The 19,505-nt window shown below is 74.4% G+C and carries 19 protein-coding genes; 16 read left to right on the plus strand and 3 right to left on the minus strand.

Going from position 1 to position 19,505, the window contains the following annotated elements:
• Positions 1–48 precede the first annotated feature (48 nt).
• From BJY28_RS07960 to pepN, 11 genes are all read left to right on the plus strand, one after another.
• Positions 49–639: an NADH-quinone oxidoreductase subunit B gene (locus BJY28_RS07960; protein ID WP_425485701.1), complete on the plus strand. Its 591-nt coding sequence runs from the start codon at positions 49–51 to the stop codon at positions 637–639.
• A complete protein-coding gene (locus BJY28_RS16615) occupies positions 632–1,264 on the plus strand; it encodes an NADH-quinone oxidoreductase subunit C (RefSeq protein WP_179462541.1) in 633 nt (210 codons plus the stop codon). Before BJY28_RS07960 ends, BJY28_RS16615 begins: the two co-directional genes overlap by 8 nt.
• On the plus strand, positions 1,261–2,217 hold the full coding sequence (locus tag BJY28_RS07970; protein WP_179462542.1) for a complex I subunit 1/NuoH family protein: 957 nt from the start codon (positions 1,261–1,263) through the stop codon (positions 2,215–2,217). Before BJY28_RS16615 ends, BJY28_RS07970 begins: the two co-directional genes overlap by 4 nt.
• A complete protein-coding gene (locus BJY28_RS07975) occupies positions 2,214–2,738 on the plus strand; it encodes a NuoI/complex I 23 kDa subunit family protein (RefSeq protein WP_179462543.1) in 525 nt (174 codons plus the stop codon). The genes BJY28_RS07970 and BJY28_RS07975 overlap by 4 nt, the downstream gene beginning before the upstream one ends.
• Entirely contained in the window at positions 2,735–3,226 is a 492-nt protein-coding gene (locus BJY28_RS07980) for an NADH-quinone oxidoreductase subunit J (RefSeq protein WP_179462544.1), read from the plus strand. Before BJY28_RS07975 ends, BJY28_RS07980 begins: the two co-directional genes overlap by 4 nt.
• Positions 3,223–3,585 (plus strand): NADH-quinone oxidoreductase subunit NuoK, encoded by a 363-nt coding sequence (gene nuoK / locus BJY28_RS07985; protein WP_179462545.1) that lies wholly within the window; start codon positions 3,223–3,225, stop codon positions 3,583–3,585. Before BJY28_RS07980 ends, nuoK begins: the two co-directional genes overlap by 4 nt.
• Complete coding sequence (locus BJY28_RS07990; protein WP_179462546.1) at positions 3,582–5,420, plus strand: NADH-quinone oxidoreductase subunit 5 family protein; 1,839 nt, start codon at positions 3,582–3,584, stop codon at positions 5,418–5,420. Before nuoK ends, BJY28_RS07990 begins: the two co-directional genes overlap by 4 nt.
• A complete protein-coding gene (locus tag BJY28_RS07995) occupies positions 5,417–7,045 on the plus strand; it encodes a complex I subunit 4 family protein (protein WP_343037019.1) in 1,629 nt (542 codons plus the stop codon). The genes BJY28_RS07990 and BJY28_RS07995 overlap by 4 nt, the downstream gene beginning before the upstream one ends.
• The gene (locus tag BJY28_RS08000; RefSeq protein WP_179462547.1) at positions 7,042–8,574 is read left to right on the plus strand and encodes a proton-conducting transporter transmembrane domain-containing protein; all 1,533 of its coding nucleotides are present in this window, start codon (positions 7,042–7,044) and stop codon (positions 8,572–8,574) included. The genes BJY28_RS07995 and BJY28_RS08000 overlap by 4 nt, the downstream gene beginning before the upstream one ends.
• Before the next feature lie 93 nt (positions 8,575–8,667).
• Entirely contained in the window at positions 8,668–9,528 is an 861-nt protein-coding gene (gene htpX, locus BJY28_RS08005) for a zinc metalloprotease HtpX (protein WP_179462548.1), read from the plus strand.
• A gap of 209 nt (positions 9,529–9,737) precedes the next feature.
• Positions 9,738–12,218: an aminopeptidase N gene (gene pepN / locus BJY28_RS08010; RefSeq protein WP_218875250.1), complete on the plus strand. Its 2,481-nt coding sequence runs from the start codon at positions 9,738–9,740 to the stop codon at positions 12,216–12,218.
• A gap of 202 nt (positions 12,219–12,420) precedes the next feature.
• Here pepN and BJY28_RS08015 read toward each other — a convergent pair whose 3' ends face one another.
• Entirely contained in the window at positions 12,421–13,416 is a 996-nt protein-coding gene (locus tag BJY28_RS08015; protein WP_218875251.1) for an NADPH:quinone oxidoreductase family protein, read from the minus strand.
• Between the two features lie 132 nt (positions 13,417–13,548).
• On the opposite strand from BJY28_RS08015, the gene BJY28_RS08020 reads away from it, so the two are divergent.
• From BJY28_RS08020 to BJY28_RS08030, 3 genes are read left to right on the plus strand one after another with little or no spacing between them, the layout of a single operon-like run.
• Positions 13,549–14,076 carry a methylated-DNA--[protein]-cysteine S-methyltransferase gene (locus BJY28_RS08020; protein ID WP_179462550.1) on the plus strand — a complete coding sequence of 176 codons (528 nt, stop codon included), beginning with the start codon at positions 13,549–13,551 and terminating at the stop codon, positions 14,074–14,076.
• 8 nt (positions 14,077–14,084) lie between these two features.
• Positions 14,085–14,594, plus strand: coding sequence for an RNA polymerase sigma factor (locus BJY28_RS08025; RefSeq protein WP_179462551.1), 510 nt, complete (start codon positions 14,085–14,087; stop codon positions 14,592–14,594).
• Positions 14,591–15,223 carry a methylated-DNA--[protein]-cysteine S-methyltransferase gene (locus BJY28_RS08030; RefSeq protein WP_179462552.1) on the plus strand — a complete coding sequence of 211 codons (633 nt, stop codon included), beginning with the start codon at positions 14,591–14,593 and terminating at the stop codon, positions 15,221–15,223. Before BJY28_RS08025 ends, BJY28_RS08030 begins: the two co-directional genes overlap by 4 nt.
• 40 nt (positions 15,224–15,263) lie before the next feature.
• Here the strand turns inward: BJY28_RS08030 and BJY28_RS08035 are convergent, their stop codons facing one another.
• Both BJY28_RS08035 and BJY28_RS08040 read right to left on the minus strand, forming a co-directional pair.
• Positions 15,264–16,082, minus strand: coding sequence for an enoyl-CoA hydratase-related protein (locus BJY28_RS08035; protein WP_179462553.1), 819 nt, complete (start codon positions 16,080–16,082; stop codon positions 15,264–15,266).
• Between the two features lie 47 nt (positions 16,083–16,129).
• Positions 16,130–17,479, minus strand: a complete 1,350-nt coding sequence (locus BJY28_RS08040; RefSeq protein WP_343037020.1) for an MFS transporter — start codon at positions 17,477–17,479, stop codon at positions 16,130–16,132.
• 78 nt (positions 17,480–17,557) lie between these two features.
• Between BJY28_RS08040 and BJY28_RS08045 the strand changes: the two genes are divergently transcribed.
• Together BJY28_RS08045 and BJY28_RS08050 are read left to right on the plus strand one after the other, a co-directional pair.
• Positions 17,558–18,247: an HAD family hydrolase gene (locus BJY28_RS08045; RefSeq protein WP_179462554.1), complete on the plus strand. Its 690-nt coding sequence runs from the start codon at positions 17,558–17,560 to the stop codon at positions 18,245–18,247.
• Between the two features lie 2 nt (positions 18,248–18,249).
• Entirely contained in the window at positions 18,250–19,473 is a 1,224-nt protein-coding gene (locus BJY28_RS08050) for an acyl-CoA dehydrogenase family protein (protein WP_179462555.1), read from the plus strand.
• Positions 19,474–19,505: the final 32 nt, after the last annotated feature.

Raw genomic sequence — 19,505 nt, forward strand, 5'->3', positions numbered from 1 at the left:
GCCCGCACCGGCCCACCCTGGTCGGTCCCCCTCGCTAGGGTGACCCGCGTGACGACGGACCTGCCCATGCCCCGAGTCGGGCCGGTCGCCGCGCACGCCCCGAAGCCGATGAAGGTCGTGCTCAGCTGGGGCCGCCGCTACAGCCTCTGGGTCTTCAACTTCGGGCTGGCCTGCTGCGCCATCGAGTTCATCTCCGCCTCGATGGCCAGGCACGACTTCATCCGCCTCGGCGTCATCCCCTTCGCCTCCGGCCCGCGGCAGGCCGACCTCATGGTGGTCAGCGGCACCGTCACCGACAAGATGGCCCCCGCCGTCCGCCGCCTCTACGACCAGATGCCCGAGCCGAAGTACGTCATCTCCTTCGGCGCCTGCTCCAACTCCGGCGGCCCCTACTGGGACTCCTACTCCGTGACGAAGGGGGTCGACCAGCTCATCCCGGTCGACGTCTACGTCCCCGGCTGCCCGCCCCGGCCCGAGGCCCTGCTGCACGGCATCCTCACCCTGCAGCAGCGGATCGCCGACGAGGACACCCAGAGCGACCGTCGCCGCTTCGCCGGGCACCGGGCGGCCGGTGCCGGCGAGGTGCAGCGCGACCTGGTCCGCCCGCCGACCTCCCAGGACGGGGACCGCCGTGGCTGAGCGGCGACTCGACGTCGAGCTCGCCGACTGGGTGAGCGCGGTGGCCGCCGCCCGGGACGAGGGATACACCTTCTTCGACTGGCTCAGCGCGGTGGACGAGACCGACCGTGACCCCGCACCCGGCCTGGACGTCTGGTGCCACCTAGTCGACCCCGCGCCGCGCGACGACCGCGACCAGGCGACGCTGCTGCTGCGCACCACCGTGCCGGAGGGCGCCGCCCTGCCCAGCCTCACCGGGGTCGTCGCCGGGGCAGCCTGGCACGAGCGCGAGACGCACGAGATGTTCGGCCTGGCGATCGACGGCTTCGACGACGGCAGCGGTCGCGGGCTGCGGCCGCTGCTGCTGCCCGAGGGCTTCGAGGGCACCCCGCTGCGCAAGTCTTTCGTGCTCGCCGCCCGGGCCACCAAGCCCTGGCCCGGCGGCAAGGAACCGGGCGAGGGCCACGGCGGTCGCCGCTCGCCGAGCCGGCGCCGGGTCTCTGCGCCGGGCGTGCCCGGACCCGACTGGGGTCCGCACCCCGCCGGGACCGCGCCTACCGACGACCCGGCAGAGCCAGCACAGCCGACACAGCCGACACAGCCGTCAGAGCCGACACAGCCGTCAGAGCCGGGTGAGCCGCGATGAGCCTGACCGAGGTCACCATCCGCTCGCTGGCCGCGGTGCTCGCGGTCCTCGTGCTGCCGCTGCTCGTCGGCCAGACCGAGCACAAGGTCATGGCGCACATGCAGGGCCGGGTGGGCCCGATGTACGCCGGCGGCTTCCACGGCTGGGCCCAGCTGATCGCCGACGGCGTGAAGTTCGTGCAGAAGGAGGACATCACCCCGGCCGCCGCGGACCGTCCGCTCTTCCGCTGGGCCCCCGCCGTCGCCCTCGTGCCCTACATGGTCGCGGTGGCCGTGCTGCCGATCCACCCCGGCCTGGCCGCCGCGGAGGTGCCCGCCTCGCTCGTCTTCGTCCTCGCCGCCGCGGGGGTCGGGGTCCTCGGCACCCTCATGGCTGGCTGGGGCAGCGCCAACAAGTACGCCCTCGTCGGCGCGATGCGCTCGGTCGCCCAGCTGCTCTCCTACGAGCTGCCGCTCATCCTCACTGTCGCCTCGGTGGCGATGGCCGCCGGCACCCTCTCCCTCGGCGGGGTCGTGCAGGCGTGGAGCCCCTGGTGGCTGCTGTGGCAGCTGCCCGGCGCGCTTGTCTTCCTCGTCGCCGCGCTCGCCGAGCTGCAGCGCCCGCCCTTCGACGCCCCGGTCGCCGACAGCGAGGTGGTCATGGGACCGTGGACCGAGTACACCGGGCTGCGCTTCGCCTTCTTCCTGCTCGCCGAGTACGCCGGCATCGTCGTCATGTCCACCCTCTTCGCGGTGCTCTTCCTCGGCGGCTGGCGCGGCCCGGCCGCCGACCACCTGGGCTGGCTGTGGACGCTGGCCAAGGCGGCTCTCGTCGTGCTGCTCATCCTGTGGGCGCGGATGAGCTGGCCGCGGATGCGCGAGGACCAGCTGCAGCGCCTCGCCTGGACCTCGCTGGTGCCGCTCGCCCTGCTGCAGGTCGCGCTCACCGCGGTCGGGGTGGTGGTCACCGCATGACCGAGCGCTTCGTCCCCGGCCTGCTCAAGGGCATGGCCACCACCGCCCGCCAGCTGGCCAGCCCGACGCACACCCACGAGTACCCCGACGTCGCCCCCGACCTGCCTGCGCGCAGCCGCGGCGTCATCGCCCTCGTCGAGCAGAACTGCACCTCGTGCATGCTCTGCGCCCGCGAGTGCCCGGACTGGTGCATCTACATCGACTCCCACAAGGAGGAGACGCCGCCGGAGCGCGAAGGGGGCCGGGCCCGTCAGCACAACGTCCTGGACCGCTTCGCCATCGACTTCTCGCTGTGCATGTACTGCGGGATCTGCATCGAGGTGTGCCCCTTCGACGCGCTCTTCTGGAGCCCCGAGTTCGAGTACGCCGAGACCGACATCCGCGACCTGCTCCACGAGAAGGACCGGCTGGGGGAGTGGGCGGCGCAGGTGCCGCCGCCCCCGCCGCTGGACGAGCGGGCCGCCGAGGCGCCGGAGATCGCTGCTGCGGAGAAGCCGGACCGTCGCCGAGGGCGCCGGTGACCGGCCACGAGATCGCCTTCGCCGCCGCCGGCACGCTGACCGTGGCCGCCGGCGCGCTGGCGGTGACCAGCCGGCAGGTGGTGCACGCCGCGCTCTGGCTGGTCGTCTCCCTCCTCGGCCTGGCCGGCTGCTACCTCGTCCTCGGCGCCGAGCTCGTCGCGCTGGTGCAGGTGCTCGTCTACGTCGGCGCGGTCGTCGTGCTCGTCGTCTTCGCGCTCATGCTCACCCGGGCCCCCACCGCGACCAACGACGACGCCAGCGTCGGCCCGGTGCAACGGATGCTCGCCGCGGCCGTGGCCGCCGGCACCACCAGCCTGCTGCTCAGCGTGCTGCTGCCGGTGGCCCGCCGCCAGCGGATCCGCCAGGCCGGCAGCGAGACCATGGCCGAGCAGATCTTCTCCACCTGGGTGTGGCCCTTCGAGCTCATCTCGGTGCTGCTCATCGCCGCCCTCGTCGCCGCGCTGGCGATCACCCGGGAGCGCTCGTGATCCACAGCGCCGGCCCGTACCTCGTCGCCAGCCTGCTCGTCGGGCTGGGCCTCTACGGCATCCTCACCCGCCGCAACGCGGTGCTGCTGCTCGTCGGCGTCGAGCTCGTCCTGGCCGGTGGCGGGCTGCTGCTGGTCACCGCCGGCGCGCTCGCCCAGGACCCGACCTGGTCGGGGCAGGTGCTCACCCTCTTCGTCATCACCATCGCCGCCGCCGAGGTGGTGCTCGCCCTCGCGGTGATCGTCGCCGCCTACCGCCGCCGCGGCCACGTCGACCTCGCCGCCGAGGCCGCCGACCCGGACCCGACGACCACCGGCCGCACGGACCTCGCACCGCCCGGCCAGGACGGCCGCCGATGACCTGGGCGCTCGTCGGCCTGCCCGCGGTCACCGCGGTGCTCGCCCTGGGCTCCCGACGCTCCGGCCTGGCGTCGCTGGTCGCCCTGCTCGGGGCGCTCGCGACCACCGTCGTCGCCGCCCTCGGGCTGGCCGAGGTGGGGCCGGCGCCCGCGTCGGACCCCTTCGCCGACAACGCCGCCCGCCCGGTGCCGGGGGGCGGCTACCCCTTCGGTGACCTCGACCTGCCGCTGACCACCGCGCTCAGCCCGACCAGCGCCCTGCTGGCACTGCTCGTCGCGGTGATCGTGCTCGCCGTGCAGACCTACGCCGTGTGGTCGCTCGGCGACGACGACCGGCGCCGCTCCTTCCACGCCACGGTCGCTCTCTTCGCCGCGGCCATGCTGCTGCTCGTCGTCTCCTCCGACCTCGTCCTCACCCTCGTCGGGTGGGAGGTCATGGGCTGGTGCTCCTACCTGCTCATCGGGCACTGGAGCCGCCGAGAGGCGCCCCGGCGAGCGGCGCACAAGGCCTTCCTCGTCACCCGGCTGGCCGACGTCGCGCTCGTCCTCGGGGTCACCCTGCTCGTCGCCGAGGCGGGCAGCACCGCTCGGGCCGCGGTGCTGGACACCTGGACCGGGGACGAGGTCTCCCCGGCCCTGCGCTCGACGGCGCTCGTGCTCGTCGTCGTCGGGGTGCTCGGCAAGTCCGCGCAGCTGCCCTTCCAGGACTGGCTGGCCGACGCCATGGCCGGGCCGACCCCGGCCTCGGCGCTGATCCACGCGGCCACCATGGTCGCCGCCGGCACCGTGCTGCTCGCCCAGCTGCTGCCGCTGCTGCTGCTCGCCGAGCCGGCCCGGCTGCTGCTCGCGCTCAGCGCCGGCCTGACCATGGTGCTGGCGGCCCTGCTCGCGCTGCTGCAGCGCGACCTCAAGCGGATGCTCGCCTGGTCCACGGTCAGCCAGGTCTCGCTCATGCTGCTCCCGCTGGCCGCCGCCGGTGCCGGGGTGGCCGCCGGGGCCGCGCTGCTGCACCTCTACGCCCACGCCATCGCCAAGGCGCTGCTCTTCCTCACCCTCGGCTGGCTGGTCGCCACCCGCGGCGGCACAGGCGCCGAGCGTCTCGTCGGTGCGGCCCGGCAGCACCGCGCCGCGCTGGCCGGCTGGGTCCTCGGCCTGGCCTCCATCGCCGGGGTGCCCCTGCTCGTCGGCGGCATCTCGAAGGAGCGGATCGTCGCCTCGGTGCAGGTGAGCGACGCTCCGACCGCCTCCGGCCCGGTGCTCGTGGCCATCCTGCTCAGCGCGGTGCTCACCGCCGCCTACGCCACCCGCGCGCTGCTCGTCGCCACCGCCGACCCCGCCAGCCACGACGGCACCCGGCAGCAGGCGGTGATGCCGCGCGCGGTGGCGCTCGTGCTGCTCGTGCTGACCGCGCTCACCGTCATCGGCGGCTGGGTGCTCGTCGACGACGCGCTGCCCGAGGCCGCCCACGCCGGGCTGCCGCTGATCGCCGGGGTGGTCGTGCTCGTGCTGCTCGGTGCCGCCCTCGGCTGGCTGGTCCACGCCGACCCGCGGGCGCACCGGCTGATCACCGGCCGGGTCGGTGACGTCGCCGCGGCCGGGCTGCACGCCGACCACGCCTACCGGCGGCTCGTGGCCCGACCGGTGCTCGCCCTCTCCGGGCTGGTGCGCTTCCTCGACCGCGAGGTGCTGGAGAGCTACGTGCACGCCGTCGGCTGGGGCGCCCAGGGGACCGCCGGCCTCGGCGAACGCAGCCAGCGCCGCGGGCGACCGGCCACCGGCGTGCTGCTCGTCGGCGCCGGCGCCCTCCTCGTGGTCACCCTGGGGGTGATCTGGTGACCGGCGCACTCATCGCGGCGGCCGTCGGGCTGCCGCTGCTCGTCGGGCTGGTCGCGCTGGCCACCCCCGAGGCACGGCACGCCCGGCTCACCCTCGTCGCGGCGCTCACCGCGCTGACCAGCCTCGGGCTGCTCGCGCTCGCCTGGGCCACCGGTGACGTGCTCGACGTGCCTTGGCTGCCCGCGCTCGGGCTGCGCCTGCACCTCGCCCTCGACGGGATCAGCGGACCGCTGGCGGTCCTGGCTGCCGCGGTCACCGCCGGAGCGGCGCTGGCCGCCCGGCGGCGCCCGGTCGACGGGGGGCGGTCGGCCACCTTCGTCGCCTGCCTGCTCATCACCCTCGGTGGGGCGCTGGCCGCCTTCGCCGCCCGGGACGCGCTGCTCTTCGTCGTCGCCTTCGAGACCGTGCTCGTGCCGGTGTGGGTGCTCATCACCCGCTTCGGCGACGCCCGCGACCCGGCGGCCCGGCGCGAGGCCGGGATGCGCTTCGTCCTCTACACGGGGCTCGGCTCGACGCTGCTGCTGCTCGGCGTGCTCGCGCTGATCGCCGCCGCCGGGACAGCCGACCTGGGGGTGCTCGCCGCCCGCAGCGGCGACCTCGACCGGACCACGCAGACTGTGGTCGCGGTCCTGCTCACCGCCGGGCTCGCGGTGAAGGTGCCGCTCTGGCCGCTGCACTCCTGGCTGCCGGCCGCGCACACCACCGCCCCGACCGCGGGATCGGTGCTGCTCGCCGCGGTGCTGCTCAAGCTCGGCACCTACGGGCTGGTGCGGCTCCCCCTGGCCACCGTGCCGGACGGCTTCGCCCGGCTGGCCCCGGTGCTCGCCGTGCTGGCCGTCACCGGGATCGTCTGGGGCGGGCTGGTGTGCCTGCGCGAGCGGGACCTCAAGCGGCTGGTGGCCTGGTCCTCGATCGCGCACATGGGCTTCGTCGTGCTCGGGCTGGCCTCCGGCACCGAGACCGGGGTGGTCGCGGCGCTCTACGGCAACCTGGCGCACGGGGTGATCTCGGCGCTGCTCTTCGTGCTCGTCGGCGGGCTCAAGGCGCGCCGCGGTGACGACGACCTCGCGCTGGCCTGGCCGGCGCTGCGCGAGGTTGCGCCGCGCACCGGGCTGCTGCTCATGGTCGGGCTCGCGGCGAGCCTCGGGCTGCCCGGGCTGGCCGGCTTCTGGGGAGAGATGGGTGCGCTGGTCGCCGCCTGGCGACCCGCACCGGACCGGGCCGAAGGGGTCTTCGTCGGCGCGGTCGTGGTCGCCGCCCTGGGCGCCGCGCTGGCTGCGGCGTACGCGCTGCGGGTGGCGCGGATCGTGTGGTGGGGCGAGCCGGAGGGTGGCGCGTCGGGGGAGGCTCGCGACCGGGTCGCCGCGTCGGAACACCTCCACCCAGGGACCGCCGCGCTCGGTGGAGGTGATGGGGCGCGCTCTGGCGCGTCGGAACACCTCCACCCCCCGCATCACCTCCACCCCGCGCACCGCCTCCTCCCCGACGGCGAGCTGGATCGTGACGAGCTCGTGCCGGCGACGGGGCTCGCGCTCGCCGTGATCGTCCTCGGCGTCGCGCCCGGGCTGGTGCTCGCGGTCACCGACCCGGCCGTGGCCACCCTCATGGGCGGTGGGGCCGGATGACCCCCGAGCTCGACCCCTTCATCGCCGGCCCGGCCCTGGTCCCGGCCGTCGCCGCCGTGCTCGTGCTGCTGCTCGACGCGCTGCTGCCCAGGGCACACCGGCTGCCGCTCATCGTCGGCGCCCTCGCGCTGGCCGGTGGCGCCCTCTCGGCCGTCGCGCTGCGGGTGCGTGCGGCATCCGGCGAGGTGCCGCAGACGCTGTGCTTCGAGGGTGACCGGGCGCTGACAGTGCCGCTGCCGACCGGACCGCAGACCGGCACCTGTCTCATGCAGGTCAGCCCGAGCGACGCGCTGCTGCAGGCGGTGGCGCTGCTGGCGGGACTGGCCGTGCTCGTGCTGCTGCTCGGCGGCCGCGGCCCCGAGCGCAGCGATGGACGCGAGGCTGGTGGCGTCGATGGGGGCCACACGGCTGAAGGGAGCGGCAGCGTCAGCGCCGGGCGGGACCCCGCGGTCGAGGCCGCGCTGCTGTTCGCCGCGGTCGCCGGAGCCGCCGCGCTGCCCGCGGCCGCCGACCTGGCCACCTGGCTGGTCACCCTCGAGCTGGCGACCCTGCCGATCGTCGGCCTCGTCGCCCTGCGCGGCGAGCGGCACGAGGGCGGGGCGATGCCGCTGCTGACCACCTCGCTGACCTCCTTCGCGCTGGCCGTCGTCGGCGCCGGGCTGTGGGTGACGGTGACCGGCAGCCTCCGCCTCGACGCTGCTGCCGCCTGGTCGGCGACCCAGGCCCCCGACGACGCCCGGATCCTCGCCGCGGCCGCCGCCTTCCTCGTGGCGGGTGTCGCCTTCAAGCTCTCGCTCGTCCCCTTCCACGCCTGGACCCCGACCACCTACCCCAGCGCCGGCCCACGCCTCGCGCTGCTGCTGGCCACCGTCTCCACCGTCGCCGCGCTGGCGGCGCTGAGCGCCGTCGTCGAGGCGGCGGCCGCGGTGCTGCCGACGCTGCAGCCGGCCCTGGGCGTGCTGGCCGTCGCCTCCCTGCTCGTCGGCGCCGTGGTGGCGCTGCGGCAGCAGGACCCGGTCCGGCTGCTCGCCTGGTCCGGCATCACCCAGGCCGGGTGGGTGGTCGCCCCGCTCGTCGCCGGTGACACCGCCGCCGCGACCGGCTACCTCGCGGTCTACGCGGTCGCCGCGCTCACCGCCCTCGCCGCGGTGTCGGCCCTCGGCCTGGCCGGTCGGGAGCTGGCGGAGCACCGCGGCCTGGCCCGCCGCGAACCCCTGGTGGCCGGATCGCTCGTGCTCGCCCTGCTCACCTTCGCCGGTCTGCCGCCCGGCATCGCCGGGCTCCTCGCAAAGGTCGCGGCGCTGCGACCGCTGGCGGCCGACGGACTGTGGTGGGTGGCGCTGCCCGCCGTCATCGCCGCGGTGGTCGCGCTGGCGGTCTACCTGCGCTGGGTGGCCTTGCTGCTGGCCCCTGAACGGGAGGAGCGCGAAGGGGAGCCGCAACGCCTGCCGGCGGTGGTCGCCACCTGCGGCGGGGCGCTCCTCGTCGCGGCCACGGTCGCCCCGGCGCTGCTGCTGGGCGTGCTGTGACCGCGTCGGCGCAGGCACCGAGCGGGAAGAGCCGGGCCCGGCAGTACGTTGGACGTAGCGGAACCTGAGCACCTGAGAGGACGTTGACCAGGTATGCACAAGCACTACAACGGGCTGAAGACCGCGGCCCTCTTCGGCGGGATCTGGGCGCTGCTCCTCGGCGTGGGGGCGCTCGTCGGCAACGGCCGCTTCATCTGGCTCTTCGCCCTCTTCGGCCTGGCCACGACCGCCTACACCTACTGGAACTCGGCCAAGCTCTCGATCCGGGCGATGAAGGCGCAGCCGGTCACCCCGCAGGAGCAGCCGGCGATGTACCGGATCGTCGAGGAGCTGAGCCAGAAGGCGAACAAGCCGATGCCGCAGCTCTACGTCTCGCCGACCATGGCGCCGAACGCCTTCGCCACCGGCCGCAACCCGGAGAACGCGGCGGTCTGCTGCACCCAGGGCATCCTCGAGCTGCTCGACGAGCGCGAGCTGCGCGGGGTGCTCGGCCACGAGCTCATGCACGTCTACAACCGCGACATCCTCACCGGCTCGATCGCCGGCGCCATCGCCGGTGTCATCTCCTCGGTCGCCCAGATGGCGCTCTTCTTCGGCGGCAGCAGCGAGGACCGGCCCAACCCGATCGCGCTCATCGCGATGGCGCTGCTGGCGCCCTTCGCCGCGATGATCATCCAGATGGCGATCAGCCGCACCCGGGAGTACGACGCCGACGAGGACGGCGCGAGCCTGACCGGCGACCCGCTGGCGCTGGCCTCGGCGCTGCGCAAGCTCGAGCGCGGCACCCAGCAGGCGCCGCTGCGCCCGACCCCGCAGCTGGAGAACCAGGCGCACATGATGATCGCCAACCCCTTCCGGGCCGGCGACGTCAAGAAGTTCTTCTCCACCCACCCGCCGATGGACGAGCGGGTCGCCCGGCTGGAGCAGATGGCCTACGGCCACCGCCTCGGCTGACGCGTCGGCCCCCTCGCCGGTCACCCCGACCTGCCCCGCCCGCCACTCCGGCGCACCCTGAAGAACCCGGCTACCACGCAGTAGGTGTCGTGATCACAGCACTTACTGCGTGGTAGCTCGCGCTGCAGGGACGTTGCGGGGGGCTGGGGGGCGGCGTATGGGCGGCGAGCGCGGGGCTCGAAGGGAGGATCCGCGCCACCTTTGACACGATGAGGGGCGTGCCCTCCCTCACCCTCGACGAAGCCCGTGACCGCACCGATCTGCTGACCGTCCGCCGGATGGAGGTCGACCTCGACCTCGACCGCGGCGCCGAGCACTTCGGCTCCACGACCCGGATCCACCTGACCGCCTCGCGGGACGGCGAGACCTTCGTCGACGTCGCGCCGGTCACCCTGCACCGGGCGACGCTCGACGGCGTCGAGCTCGACGCGACCAGCCTCGCCGAGCGGCGCCTGCCGGTCAGCCTCACCCCCGGCGAGCACGTCGTCGAGGTCGAGGCGACGATGGCCTACAGCCACGACGGCGAAGGGCTGCACCGCGCCAGCGACCCTGCCGACGGGAGCGACTACGTCTACGGGCACATGTTCCTCGACGCCGGCCCCACCGTCTTCGCCTGCATCGACCAGCCCGACCTCAAGGCCCCCTACGTCGTCACCGCCCGTGCCCCGCAGGACTGGGTGGTCATCGGCAACGGTCGCGCCACCCAGGACGCCGACGGGCTGTGGCGGCTGCGCGAGACCCAGCCGCTGGCCACCTACTACGTCAGCATCTGCGCCGGCCCCTACGTGCAGGTCCGCGAGGAGCACGACGGCATCTCCCTGGGCATGTACGCCCGGGCCAGCCTGCAGGCCGAGCTGGAGCGGCACGCCCCGGAGATGATGGCGGTCACCCGGGCCAGCTTCGACTACTTCCACTCGATCTTCGGGATCCACTACCCCTTCGACGACTACGACCAGGTCTTCGCCCCGGAGTTCAACGCCGGCGCCATGGAGAACCCGGGCTGCGTCGTCATCCGGGACAGCTACCTCTTCCGCGGGGCGGCCAGCGACGACGAGGTGCTCACCAGGGCCAACACGATCAGCCACGAGATGGCGCACATGTGGTTCGGCGACCTGGTGACGCTGCGCTGGTGGGACGACCTGTGGCTCAACGAGTCCTTCGCCGAGTACATGGCGCACCGCTGCCTCGTCGCGGCCACCGGCTACGACCAGGCCTGGGTGGACGCCACCGTCGCCCGCAAGGCGTGGGGCTACAGCGCCGAGCGCTCGCCGAGCACCCACCCGGTCGCCGGCTCCCCGGCCCCGGACGCGAAGTCGGCACTGGCCAACTTCGACGGGATCTCCTACGCGAAGGGGGCAGCCGTCCTGCGCCAGCTCATCGCCTGGATCGGGGACGACGCCTTCCTCGAAGGGATCCGCGACTACCTCGGCGGGCACGCCCACGGCAACGCCACCCTCGCCGACTTCCTCGGCGCGATGCAGCGGGCCAGCAGCGACGAGCTCGACGTGGCCGCGTGGAGCGCCGCCTGGCTGGAGACCTCCGGGGTGGACGTCATCGCCGTCGACCGGCAGGGCACGATCACCCGCACCCCGCCGCAGGACCGGCCCGCCGACCGGCCGCACGCGATGGACGTCGCCACCTACAGCGACGGCGCCCGTACCTCGCGGGTCGAGCTCACCCTGGACAGCCCGAGCGCCCAGGTCGAGGGGCTCGACCTGGCGGCGCCGCTGATCATCCCCAACGCCGGCGACCTCACCTGGGCCACCCCGCAGCTCGACGGCACCACCCTGGACGCGCTGCCCGGCCAGCTGCCGCAGGTCACCGACGCGCAGGCCCGGGCGGTCGTCTGGGTCGGTCTGCGAGACGGGGCGGCGCTCTCCCTCGTCGACCCGCGCCGGCTCGTCGAGCTCGGCGAGGCGGCGCTGCCGGTCGAGGACGACGACTCGATCTTCAGCCGGATCGGGATGCACCTGACGAACCGGGTGATCCGGGTGCTGCTGCCCGAGGACGAGCAGGACGAGGCGCGTGCCCGGATGGCCGCGGTCGGCGAGCAGGTGCTGGCGGAGGCCGAGCCGGGCAGCAGCCGGGCGCTGCACGCGGCGCGGCTCATCGCCCGCACCACCGAGGACGTCGACGGGCGGCTGCGCCCGTGGGCCGACGGGCGTGGGCTGCCGAGCGGGCTGGAGGGAGACCAGGACTTCCGGTGGATCGTGCTCGGCCAGCTGGCCCGCCGCGGGCTGCTCGACGAGGCGGGCATCGACGCGGCGCTGGCCCACGACCGGACGATGACCGGCGCGCTGGGGGCGCTCACCGCCAGGGCGGCCATCCCGACCCCGGAGGCGAAGGAGGCGGCCTGGCGCGAGCTGACCACGAGCCGCGAGCTGAGCAACTACGAGCTGGTGGCGCTGGCCGCCGGCTTCTGGGGACCGGCCGACCGGGACCTTGTGCTGCCCTACGTCGAGCGCTACTTCGCGGACGTGCCGGCCATGTCCGGCTGGATCGGCGAGGACGCCCTCTCCCGGGTGGCGCTCATGGCCTACCCGTCGCGGATCGTCACCCCGGAGACGCTGCGGCTGAGCCGGGCGACCCTGGAGCGGGCCGACCTGCCGCAGGGCGTGCGGCGCTCGATGGTCGACGCCCAGTCCGAGCTCGAGGAGGCGCTGCTCAGCCGGGAACGCTTCGCCCGCTGACCCCCCTTCTCCGCAACTGCCCGGGCAGTTGGCGACTGCCGGTGATTTGCCCGGGCAGTTGCGGAGGGTCGGGCGAGTTTGCCCGGGCAGTTGGCGACTACCGGTGAATTTGCCCGGGCAGTTGCGGACTACCGGTGATTTGCCCGGGCAGTTGCGGAGGGTGGCGCGAATTTGCCCGGGCAGTTGCGGATGGGGGGGAGGGTCAGTCGGCGGTGATGACCATGCGGCCGGTGGTGCCGCCGCTGGCCAGCGCGGTCAGCGCCCGCGGCACCTCTCCGAAGGGGAGCTGCTCGCCGAGCAGCGGCGCGATCTGCCCCACGTCGGCCAGGCGCACCAGGTCCTCGTGGCACTCGCCCACGACCTCCGGCGCGCGGGTGCGGTAGAGGTTGAGGTGCAGCCCGAGGATGCCGTAGTTCTTCACCATCGCGTGGTTGAGCCGGGCCTCGCTGATCCGGCCCCCGGCGAAGCCGACGACGACGATCCGCCCCTCGAAGGCGATGCACCTCGTGCTCTGGTCGTAGGCCGGTCCGCCGACCGAGTCGTAGACGACATCCGCCCCGTGCCCCTCGGTGATCTCCTTGACCCGCGTGACGAGGTCCTCCTCGCGGCGGTCGATGACCACGTCGCAGCCGAGCTCGCGGGCGATCGCCACCTTGTCTGAGCCGCCGACGACCCCGATGACGTGCGCCCCGGCGGCCCGACCGAGCTGGACGGCGGCCGAGCCGACCCCACCGGAGGCGGCGTGCACGAGCAGGTGCTCGCCGGCCTGCAGGTGCGCGCGACGGTGCAGCCCGAGCCAGCCGGTGTGATAGCTCACCAGCAGCGCCGCCGCCGCGGCGTCGTCCAGCCCCTCCGGCGCGGCGAAGGTGGCGACCGCCTCGAGCAGGCATTCCTGCGCGAACCCTCCGTGCGGCAGCGCGGTCGCCCCGAGCACCCGGTCGCCGACCGCGACGTGGTCGACGTCCGGCCCGGTGGCCGTCACTCGTCCGCAGACCTCCAGACCGGGGGAGAAGGGGAGGTCCGGGCGCACCTGGTACTCGCCGCGGCAGAGCAGCACGTCGGCGAAGTTGACCGCCGTCGCCGACACCGCGACCCGCACCTGGCCCGGGCCCGGCTCGGGCACGGCGACGTCCTGGGCCAGGGCGAGCACCTCGTCCGGCTCGCCGTGAGCGGTGACCTGCCAGGCGCGCATCGTCATGAGCGAGAGGCTAGCCGCCGGGGTCGAGGTGATACCCGCCTCGTCCTGCGGCGTGGATCACCTCGACCCGCGCGCGACGGCAGGCGCGTCGTCTCGATCTCACAGATCCGTCGGCCGCGGCGTCCTCAGGGCATGATCGACACCGTGGACACCCCGACCACCCGGCACACCGTCGCCAGCACCACCCTCGGCGACCTGACCCTCGTCCTCGACGGGGACGCGCTGACCGGCATCTACTTCCCCGGCCACTGGACCCGCCCCGAGCGGGCCGAGGCCGGCCGCCAGACCGACCTGGCCGACGACCCGCTGGCCACCGAGGTCCGCGACCAGCTGGTCGCCTACCTCGCCGGCGAGCGGACCACCTTCGACCTGCCGCTGCGCCTGGACGGCCCGGCGCTGCACCAGGCGGTGTGGACCCGCCTGCAGCAGATCCCCTATGGCGAGACGACGACCTACGGCGCGCTCGCCGAGGAGCTCGGTGCCGCGCCGCAGGCCGTCGGTCAGGCGGTCGGGGCCAACCCGGTCTCGGTCGTCGTGCCCTGCCACCGGGTGCTCGGCGCCGACGGCTCGCTCACCGGCTACGCCGGCGGCCTGGAGCGCAAGCGCGCGCTGCTGACCCTCGAGGAGCCGGCGGCCACCGACCGTGGCGCCCTCTTCTGAGGACGCTGATGAGCCTGGCCCCCTTCGAGCAGGTCGTCGACGACCACGGCGCCCGCGTGCTGCGGCTGTGCCGCGGGATGGTGGGCCCGGACGAGGCCGACGACGCGTGGAGCGAGACCTTCCTCAAGGCGCTGCGCGCCTGGCCCGACCTGCCCGACGACCTCGACCCCGAGGCTTGGCTGGTCACCGTGGCCCGACGCACCTGCCTGGACGTGCTGCGCGCCCGCGGCCGCCGGGCCCTGCCCACCGACGAGCTCCCCGAGCGGGCGACCGGGCCGACCGGGCCGACCGAGACCGCCGGGACCAGCGAGAGCCCCGAGACCATCCTGACCAGCGAGAGCGGGGTCTGGGCCCACGTGGCCGCGCTCCCGCGCAAGCAGCGCGAGGTGGTCACCTACCGCTACCTCGGCGGGCTCGGCTACGGCCACATCGTCGAGCTCGTCGGTGGCACCGAGGCGGCGGCCAGACGAGCCGCCGCCGACGGACTGAAGACCTTGCGGCAGAAAGAGATCCGATGAACCAGCAGCACACCGACCCGACCCCGCGTACCGACCTGACCCCGCGCGACGACCTCGCCCCGCGCGACGAGCTCACCCGGCTGCGCGCCGACCTGGCCCGCCGCGCCGAGGCCAGCGGCGACCTCGACATCAGCTACCGCGAGGTGGACGGCCCGCTCGGTCGCCTGCTCGTGGCAGCCACCCCGACGGGCCTGCTGCGGGTCGCCTTCCCCGGCGAAGGGGTGGACGCGGTCCTGACCGACCTCGCCGCCCGGGTGAGCCCACGCATCCTCGCCGGCGGCCGCCGGCTGGACGAGCCCGCCCGCGAGCTGGAGGAGTACCTCGACGGGCGTCGACGCTCCTTCGACCTGCCGCTCGACCTCAGCCTGCTGCACGGCTTCCGCCGCGAGGTGGTGGCCTCGGCGCTGCCGCGGATCCGCTACGGGCAGACCGCCTCCTACGCGCAGGTGGCCGCGCTGGCCGACCGGCCCCGGGCGGTCCGTGCAGTGGGCACCGCGTGCGCGCGCAACCCGCTGCCGCTGGTGCTGCCCTGCCACCGGGTGGTGCGCAGCGACGGCACCCCCGGTGCCTACCGTGGCGGCCCGGAGGCCAAGCGGCAGCTGCTCGACCTGGAGGCGGCCGCGGGGTAGCGCGCCCCGGCCACCGACCGCGACGTCGGCGACGGTCGGCTCAGCGGAAGACCGGCGGCCGCTTCTCGACGAAGGCGCGCACGGCCTCGACGTGGTCCTCGCTGAGCCCGCACTCCTTGTGCCGCTGCACCTCTCGCTCCATGGACTCCTCCAGGCTCAGCCCGGGCGCGTCGACGAGGTTGCGCTTGATGTGGCCCAGCGCCGGCCGCGGCCCGGCCGCCAGTCGCGCGGCGAGGTCGTGCGCGGCACCGGCCAGCTCGTCCTCCGCGACGAGCTGGTTGACCAGGCCCAGCTCGAGGCAGCGCTGCCCGTCCAGCCGTGGGTTGAGCAGCAGCAGCTCACGGGCCACCGCGGGGCCGACCAGCCGGTCCAGCAGCCAGGCCACCCCGTAGTCGCCGGAGAGCCCCACGGTGGCGAAGGCGGTGGCCACGACGGTCCGCGGGGTGCCGATCCGCAGGTCGGCGGCCAGGGCGAGCCCGAGGCCGGCGCCGGCGGCAGCGCCGGGCAGGGCGGCGACGACCGGCTGGGGGAGGGTGTGGATCCGGCTGACCGTCGCCCGCTGCTGGGCGACCTGCAGCGCCACCGCGTCGGGGTCGACCTCGGTGGCGCCGCCCCCTTCGCCCCCGTCCTCGTCGAACTGCTGGACGTCGCCGCCGGCGCAGAAGGCGCGCCCGGCCCCGGTGAGCACGACCGCCCCCACCGTGTCGTCGCCGGCGGCCTGCTCGAGGTGCTCGGCGAGGCCCTCGACCATCTCGCGGGACATGGCGTTGCGCCGCTCCGGACGGTTCAGGGTGATCGTCAGCACCCCGTCGCGCCGGTCGGTCAGGACGTGCTCGGTGGGGCTGGTCGTCTCGCTCACGTCGCTCCCTCGTAAAAGATGAATCTGGGTTCAGGTAGGACGCTAGGTCAGCCGGTGGGGGCGGTCAAGGCCCGGCGGCTCGGCCCGACGAAGCTCAGCGCTCCCAGCGCCGGGATGATCGCGAGCACGAGCAGCGAGCCGGTGGTGCCGATCTGGCTGGTCAGCCCGCCGACGACGGCAGCACCGAGGCTGCCGCCGGCGAGGAAGAAGAGGGTCATCAGCCCCAGCGCCCCGCCGCGGGTGCGGGCCGGGACGGCGTCGGCGATGAGCCCGCTCATCGCCGGCTGGCCCAGGCCGAAGGAGAGCATCAGGGTCAGCGTGGCCAGCACCAGCGGCGGTGCCGAGACCGCGGCGGCGCCGACCGCCGCCAGGCACAGCGCGAGGGTGGAGCCGGTGAGCGCGACGAGCTGGCTGCGCACCAGCCCGAAGCGGGCCAGCATCGGCGAGGTGATCCGGGAGGCGACCAGGCCCAGCACGGCGCTGGGCACGAGGATGAGCCCGATCTGCACCCCGCTCCAGCCCGCGTCGGCCAGCCGGGTGGGGATGGCCACGAGCATGCCGAACCAGGCCGAGCTGAGGCTCACCGCGGTGAAGAGGCTGCGTCGGGCGGTCGGGTGGGTGACCATCGCCGCGGTGATGATGCCCTCCGGCCGCCAGCGCGAGCGCGCCACCGCCCACGGGGCGGCGATCAGCAGCGCGACCAGGCCGGCCACGGCGATCGTCGGCCCGAGGGTGGCGAACTGCAGCGCGAGGATGGCGCCGCTGGCGGCGATCCCGACCAGCGCCGCCCCGGGCAGGTCCAGCCGGGCGTCCGGCTCCGGGGTGCTGGGCAGGGCGCTCCAGACCACCGGCAGCACGAGCAGCGAGGCCACCGGGATGGCCACCACCGGCCGCCAGCCCAGCGGTCCGACGATCATCGCGCCGATCACTGGCCCCAGGGCGTTGACCGTCGCGCCGACCCCGGAGTAGGTGGCCATCGCCCGGTCCCGGCCGGCCCCGGCGAAGCGGGAGTGCACCGCCGCCAGGGTGAGCGCGGGGATCGCCGAGGCGCCCAGGCCCTGCACCACCCGGGCGGCGATGAGCGCCGGCAGCGAGTCCACGGTGGCGCCGACGCTGGCGGCGACCACCATGACGACGAGGCCGGTGACCAGCGGGCGACGGATGCCGTAGATGTCGCCGAGACGTCCCATCACCGCGCTGCCGACGGCCAGGCTGAGCGCGTAGGCGCTCACCACGAGCGCGGCCCGCCCCGGGGTGGCGTCGAGGCTGTCGGCGAGCACCGGCAGCGAGACCGCCACGGCGGCGCTGCCCAGGCCGGTCACCCCGAAGAGGGCGGCCAGCGCCGCGGCCACGCCCTGCCCCGGCGCAGCCGGTGGCGGGTCGGTCGGTGCGCTCACTGAGCCTCGCCCTCGCCTTGAATCTGAATCAGCATTCAAGTATACCTGTCCACGACGAGGTGGGAAGGGTGGTGGGCGATGACGACCACGACGCAGGCCGACGGGAGCAGCTCCCGGGCCGACGCGGTGCTCATCGACTACGGCGGCGTGCTCACGCTGCCGATCAAGGACGCCTTCGCCGACTTCTCCGCCGAGCTCGGCCTGCCGCCGGACACCGCCCTCCGGCTGGTCGCCGAGCACGAGCCCACCCGCCGCGCCCTCGTCGACCACGAGAAGGGGCTGCTCGACGACGCCGGCTTCGAGCACGCCTTCGCCGCCGCCCTCTGCGGCGGGGGAGCCGACGTCCCGGCCGAGGGTCTGCTGACCCGGCTCGGCCAGCGGCTGGACCTCGACGAGGCGATGATCGACTGGGTGCGCGACCTGCGCCGTCGCGGCGTCCCGGTCGCCATGGTCTCCAACTCGCTCGGTCGCGACTGCTACGCCCGGATCGACCAGGACGAGCTCTTCGACGTCTCGGTGATCTCCGCGGAGGTGGGGGTGCGCAAGCCCTCCCGCGAGATCTACCGGATCGCCACCGAGCGCCTCGGGGTGGCCCCCGGCCGCTGCGTGCTCGTCGACGACCTGCAGCACAACCTCGACGGCGCCGCCCGGCTGGACATCCTCGGGGTGCGCCACCGCGACGCCCGGGAGACCATCAGCCAGGTGGAGTCCCTCCTCGCCGGCGCCGCCGTGGCGCCCGGCCCGACCAGCACGACGAAGGAACGGTGACGATGTTCTCGCTGAGTGAGCGCGGTCAGGACTATCGCGAGCGGCTGCTCGCCTTCATGGACGAGCACGTCTACCCCGCGGAGGCCACCTACCGCGAGCAGATGATCGCGTCCGGCAACCCCAACCACCAGCCGCAGGTGCTCGAGGACCTCAAGGCCGAGGCCCGCAGCCGCGGTCTGTGGAACCTCTTCCACCCGCACGCCGAGTGGGGCCCGGGCCTGACCAACCTCGAGTACGCCCACCTCGCCGAGATCACCGGGCGCAGCATCGAGATCGCCCCGGAGGCGATCAACTGCAACGCCCCGGACACCGGCAACATGGAGGTGCTCACCCTCTTCGGCACCGACGAGCACAAGGAGCGCTGGCTGCGCCCGCTGCTCGACGGCGAGATCGCCTCCGCCTTCGCCATGACCGAGCCGGACGTCGCCAGCTCGGACGCCACGAACATCGAGACCTCGATGGTCCGCGACGGCGACGAGTACGTCATCAACGGCCGCAAGTGGTGGACCTCCAACGCGCTGCACCAGAACTGCAAGGTGCTCATCGTCATGGGCAAGACCGACCCGGAGGCGCCCACCCACCGGCAGCAGTCGATGATGGTCGTGCCGCTGGACACCCCCGGCGTGCGCGTCGTGCGCGGCCTGCCGGTCTTCGGCTACCAGGACCGCGAAGGGCACGCCGAGGTCGTCTTCGAGGACGTCAGGGTGCCCAAGGAGGCGCTGCTCTCCGGCGAGGGCGACGGCTTCACGATCAGCCAGGCTCGCCTGGGCCCGGGCCGGATCCACCACTGCATGCGCGCCATCGGTGTGGCCGAGCGGGCGCTGGACCTCATGATCGACCGGGCCCGCTCCCGGGTCACCTTCGGCGAGCCGGTGGCGAACCGGGCGAACGTCCAGGACTGGGTGGCCGAGGCCCGGATCGACATCGAGATGGTCCGGCTGCTCACCCTCAAGACGGCCTACCTCATGGACACGGTCGGCAACCAGCAGGCCCGCACCGAGATCGCGGCGATCAAGGTCGCCGCGCCGAACGTCGCCCTCAAGGTCCTCGACCGGGCGATCCAGGTGCACGGCGGCGGCGGCGTCAGCGACGACTTCCCGCTGGCCCAGTGGTACGCGCACATGCGCACCCTGCGCCTGGCCGACGGGCCGGACGAGGTGCACAAGCGCACCATCGCCCGGCAGGAGTACCGTCGGCGCGACCCGGAGCGGGCCGGCGGCCGCTGAGCCGCCCGCCCCGCCCGTCGCGATCCCGCACC

It is taken from the genome of Janibacter alkaliphilus, from assembly GCF_013408565.1.
GTDB lineage: Bacteria > Actinomycetota > Actinomycetes > Actinomycetales > Dermatophilaceae > Janibacter > Janibacter alkaliphilus.

Coding starts and splice junctions, on each gene's coding strand:
- htpX (WP_179462548.1), top strand. CDS start 8,668: ATGCACAAGCACTACAACGGGCTGAAGACCGCGGCCCTCTTCGGCGGG.
- BJY28_RS08015 (WP_218875251.1), bottom strand. CDS start 13,416: ATGACGATGCGCGCCTGGCAGGTCACCGCTCACGGCGAGCCGGACGAG.
- BJY28_RS07990 (WP_179462546.1), top strand. CDS start 3,582: ATGACCTGGGCGCTCGTCGGCCTGCCCGCGGTCACCGCGGTGCTCGCC.
- BJY28_RS08045 (WP_179462554.1), top strand. CDS start 17,558: ATGACGACCACGACGCAGGCCGACGGGAGCAGCTCCCGGGCCGACGCG.
- BJY28_RS07970 (WP_179462542.1), top strand. CDS start 1,261: ATGAGCCTGACCGAGGTCACCATCCGCTCGCTGGCCGCGGTGCTCGCG.
- BJY28_RS08000 (WP_179462547.1), top strand. CDS start 7,042: ATGACCCCCGAGCTCGACCCCTTCATCGCCGGCCCGGCCCTGGTCCCG.
- BJY28_RS07975 (WP_179462543.1), top strand. CDS start 2,214: ATGACCGAGCGCTTCGTCCCCGGCCTGCTCAAGGGCATGGCCACCACC.
- BJY28_RS08020 (WP_179462550.1), top strand. CDS start 13,549: ATGATCGACACCGTGGACACCCCGACCACCCGGCACACCGTCGCCAGC.
- BJY28_RS08025 (WP_179462551.1), top strand. CDS start 14,085: ATGAGCCTGGCCCCCTTCGAGCAGGTCGTCGACGACCACGGCGCCCGC.
- pepN (WP_218875250.1), top strand. CDS start 9,738: ATGAGGGGCGTGCCCTCCCTCACCCTCGACGAAGCCCGTGACCGCACC.
- BJY28_RS08030 (WP_179462552.1), top strand. CDS start 14,591: ATGAACCAGCAGCACACCGACCCGACCCCGCGTACCGACCTGACCCCG.
- BJY28_RS08050 (WP_179462555.1), top strand. CDS start 18,250: ATGTTCTCGCTGAGTGAGCGCGGTCAGGACTATCGCGAGCGGCTGCTC.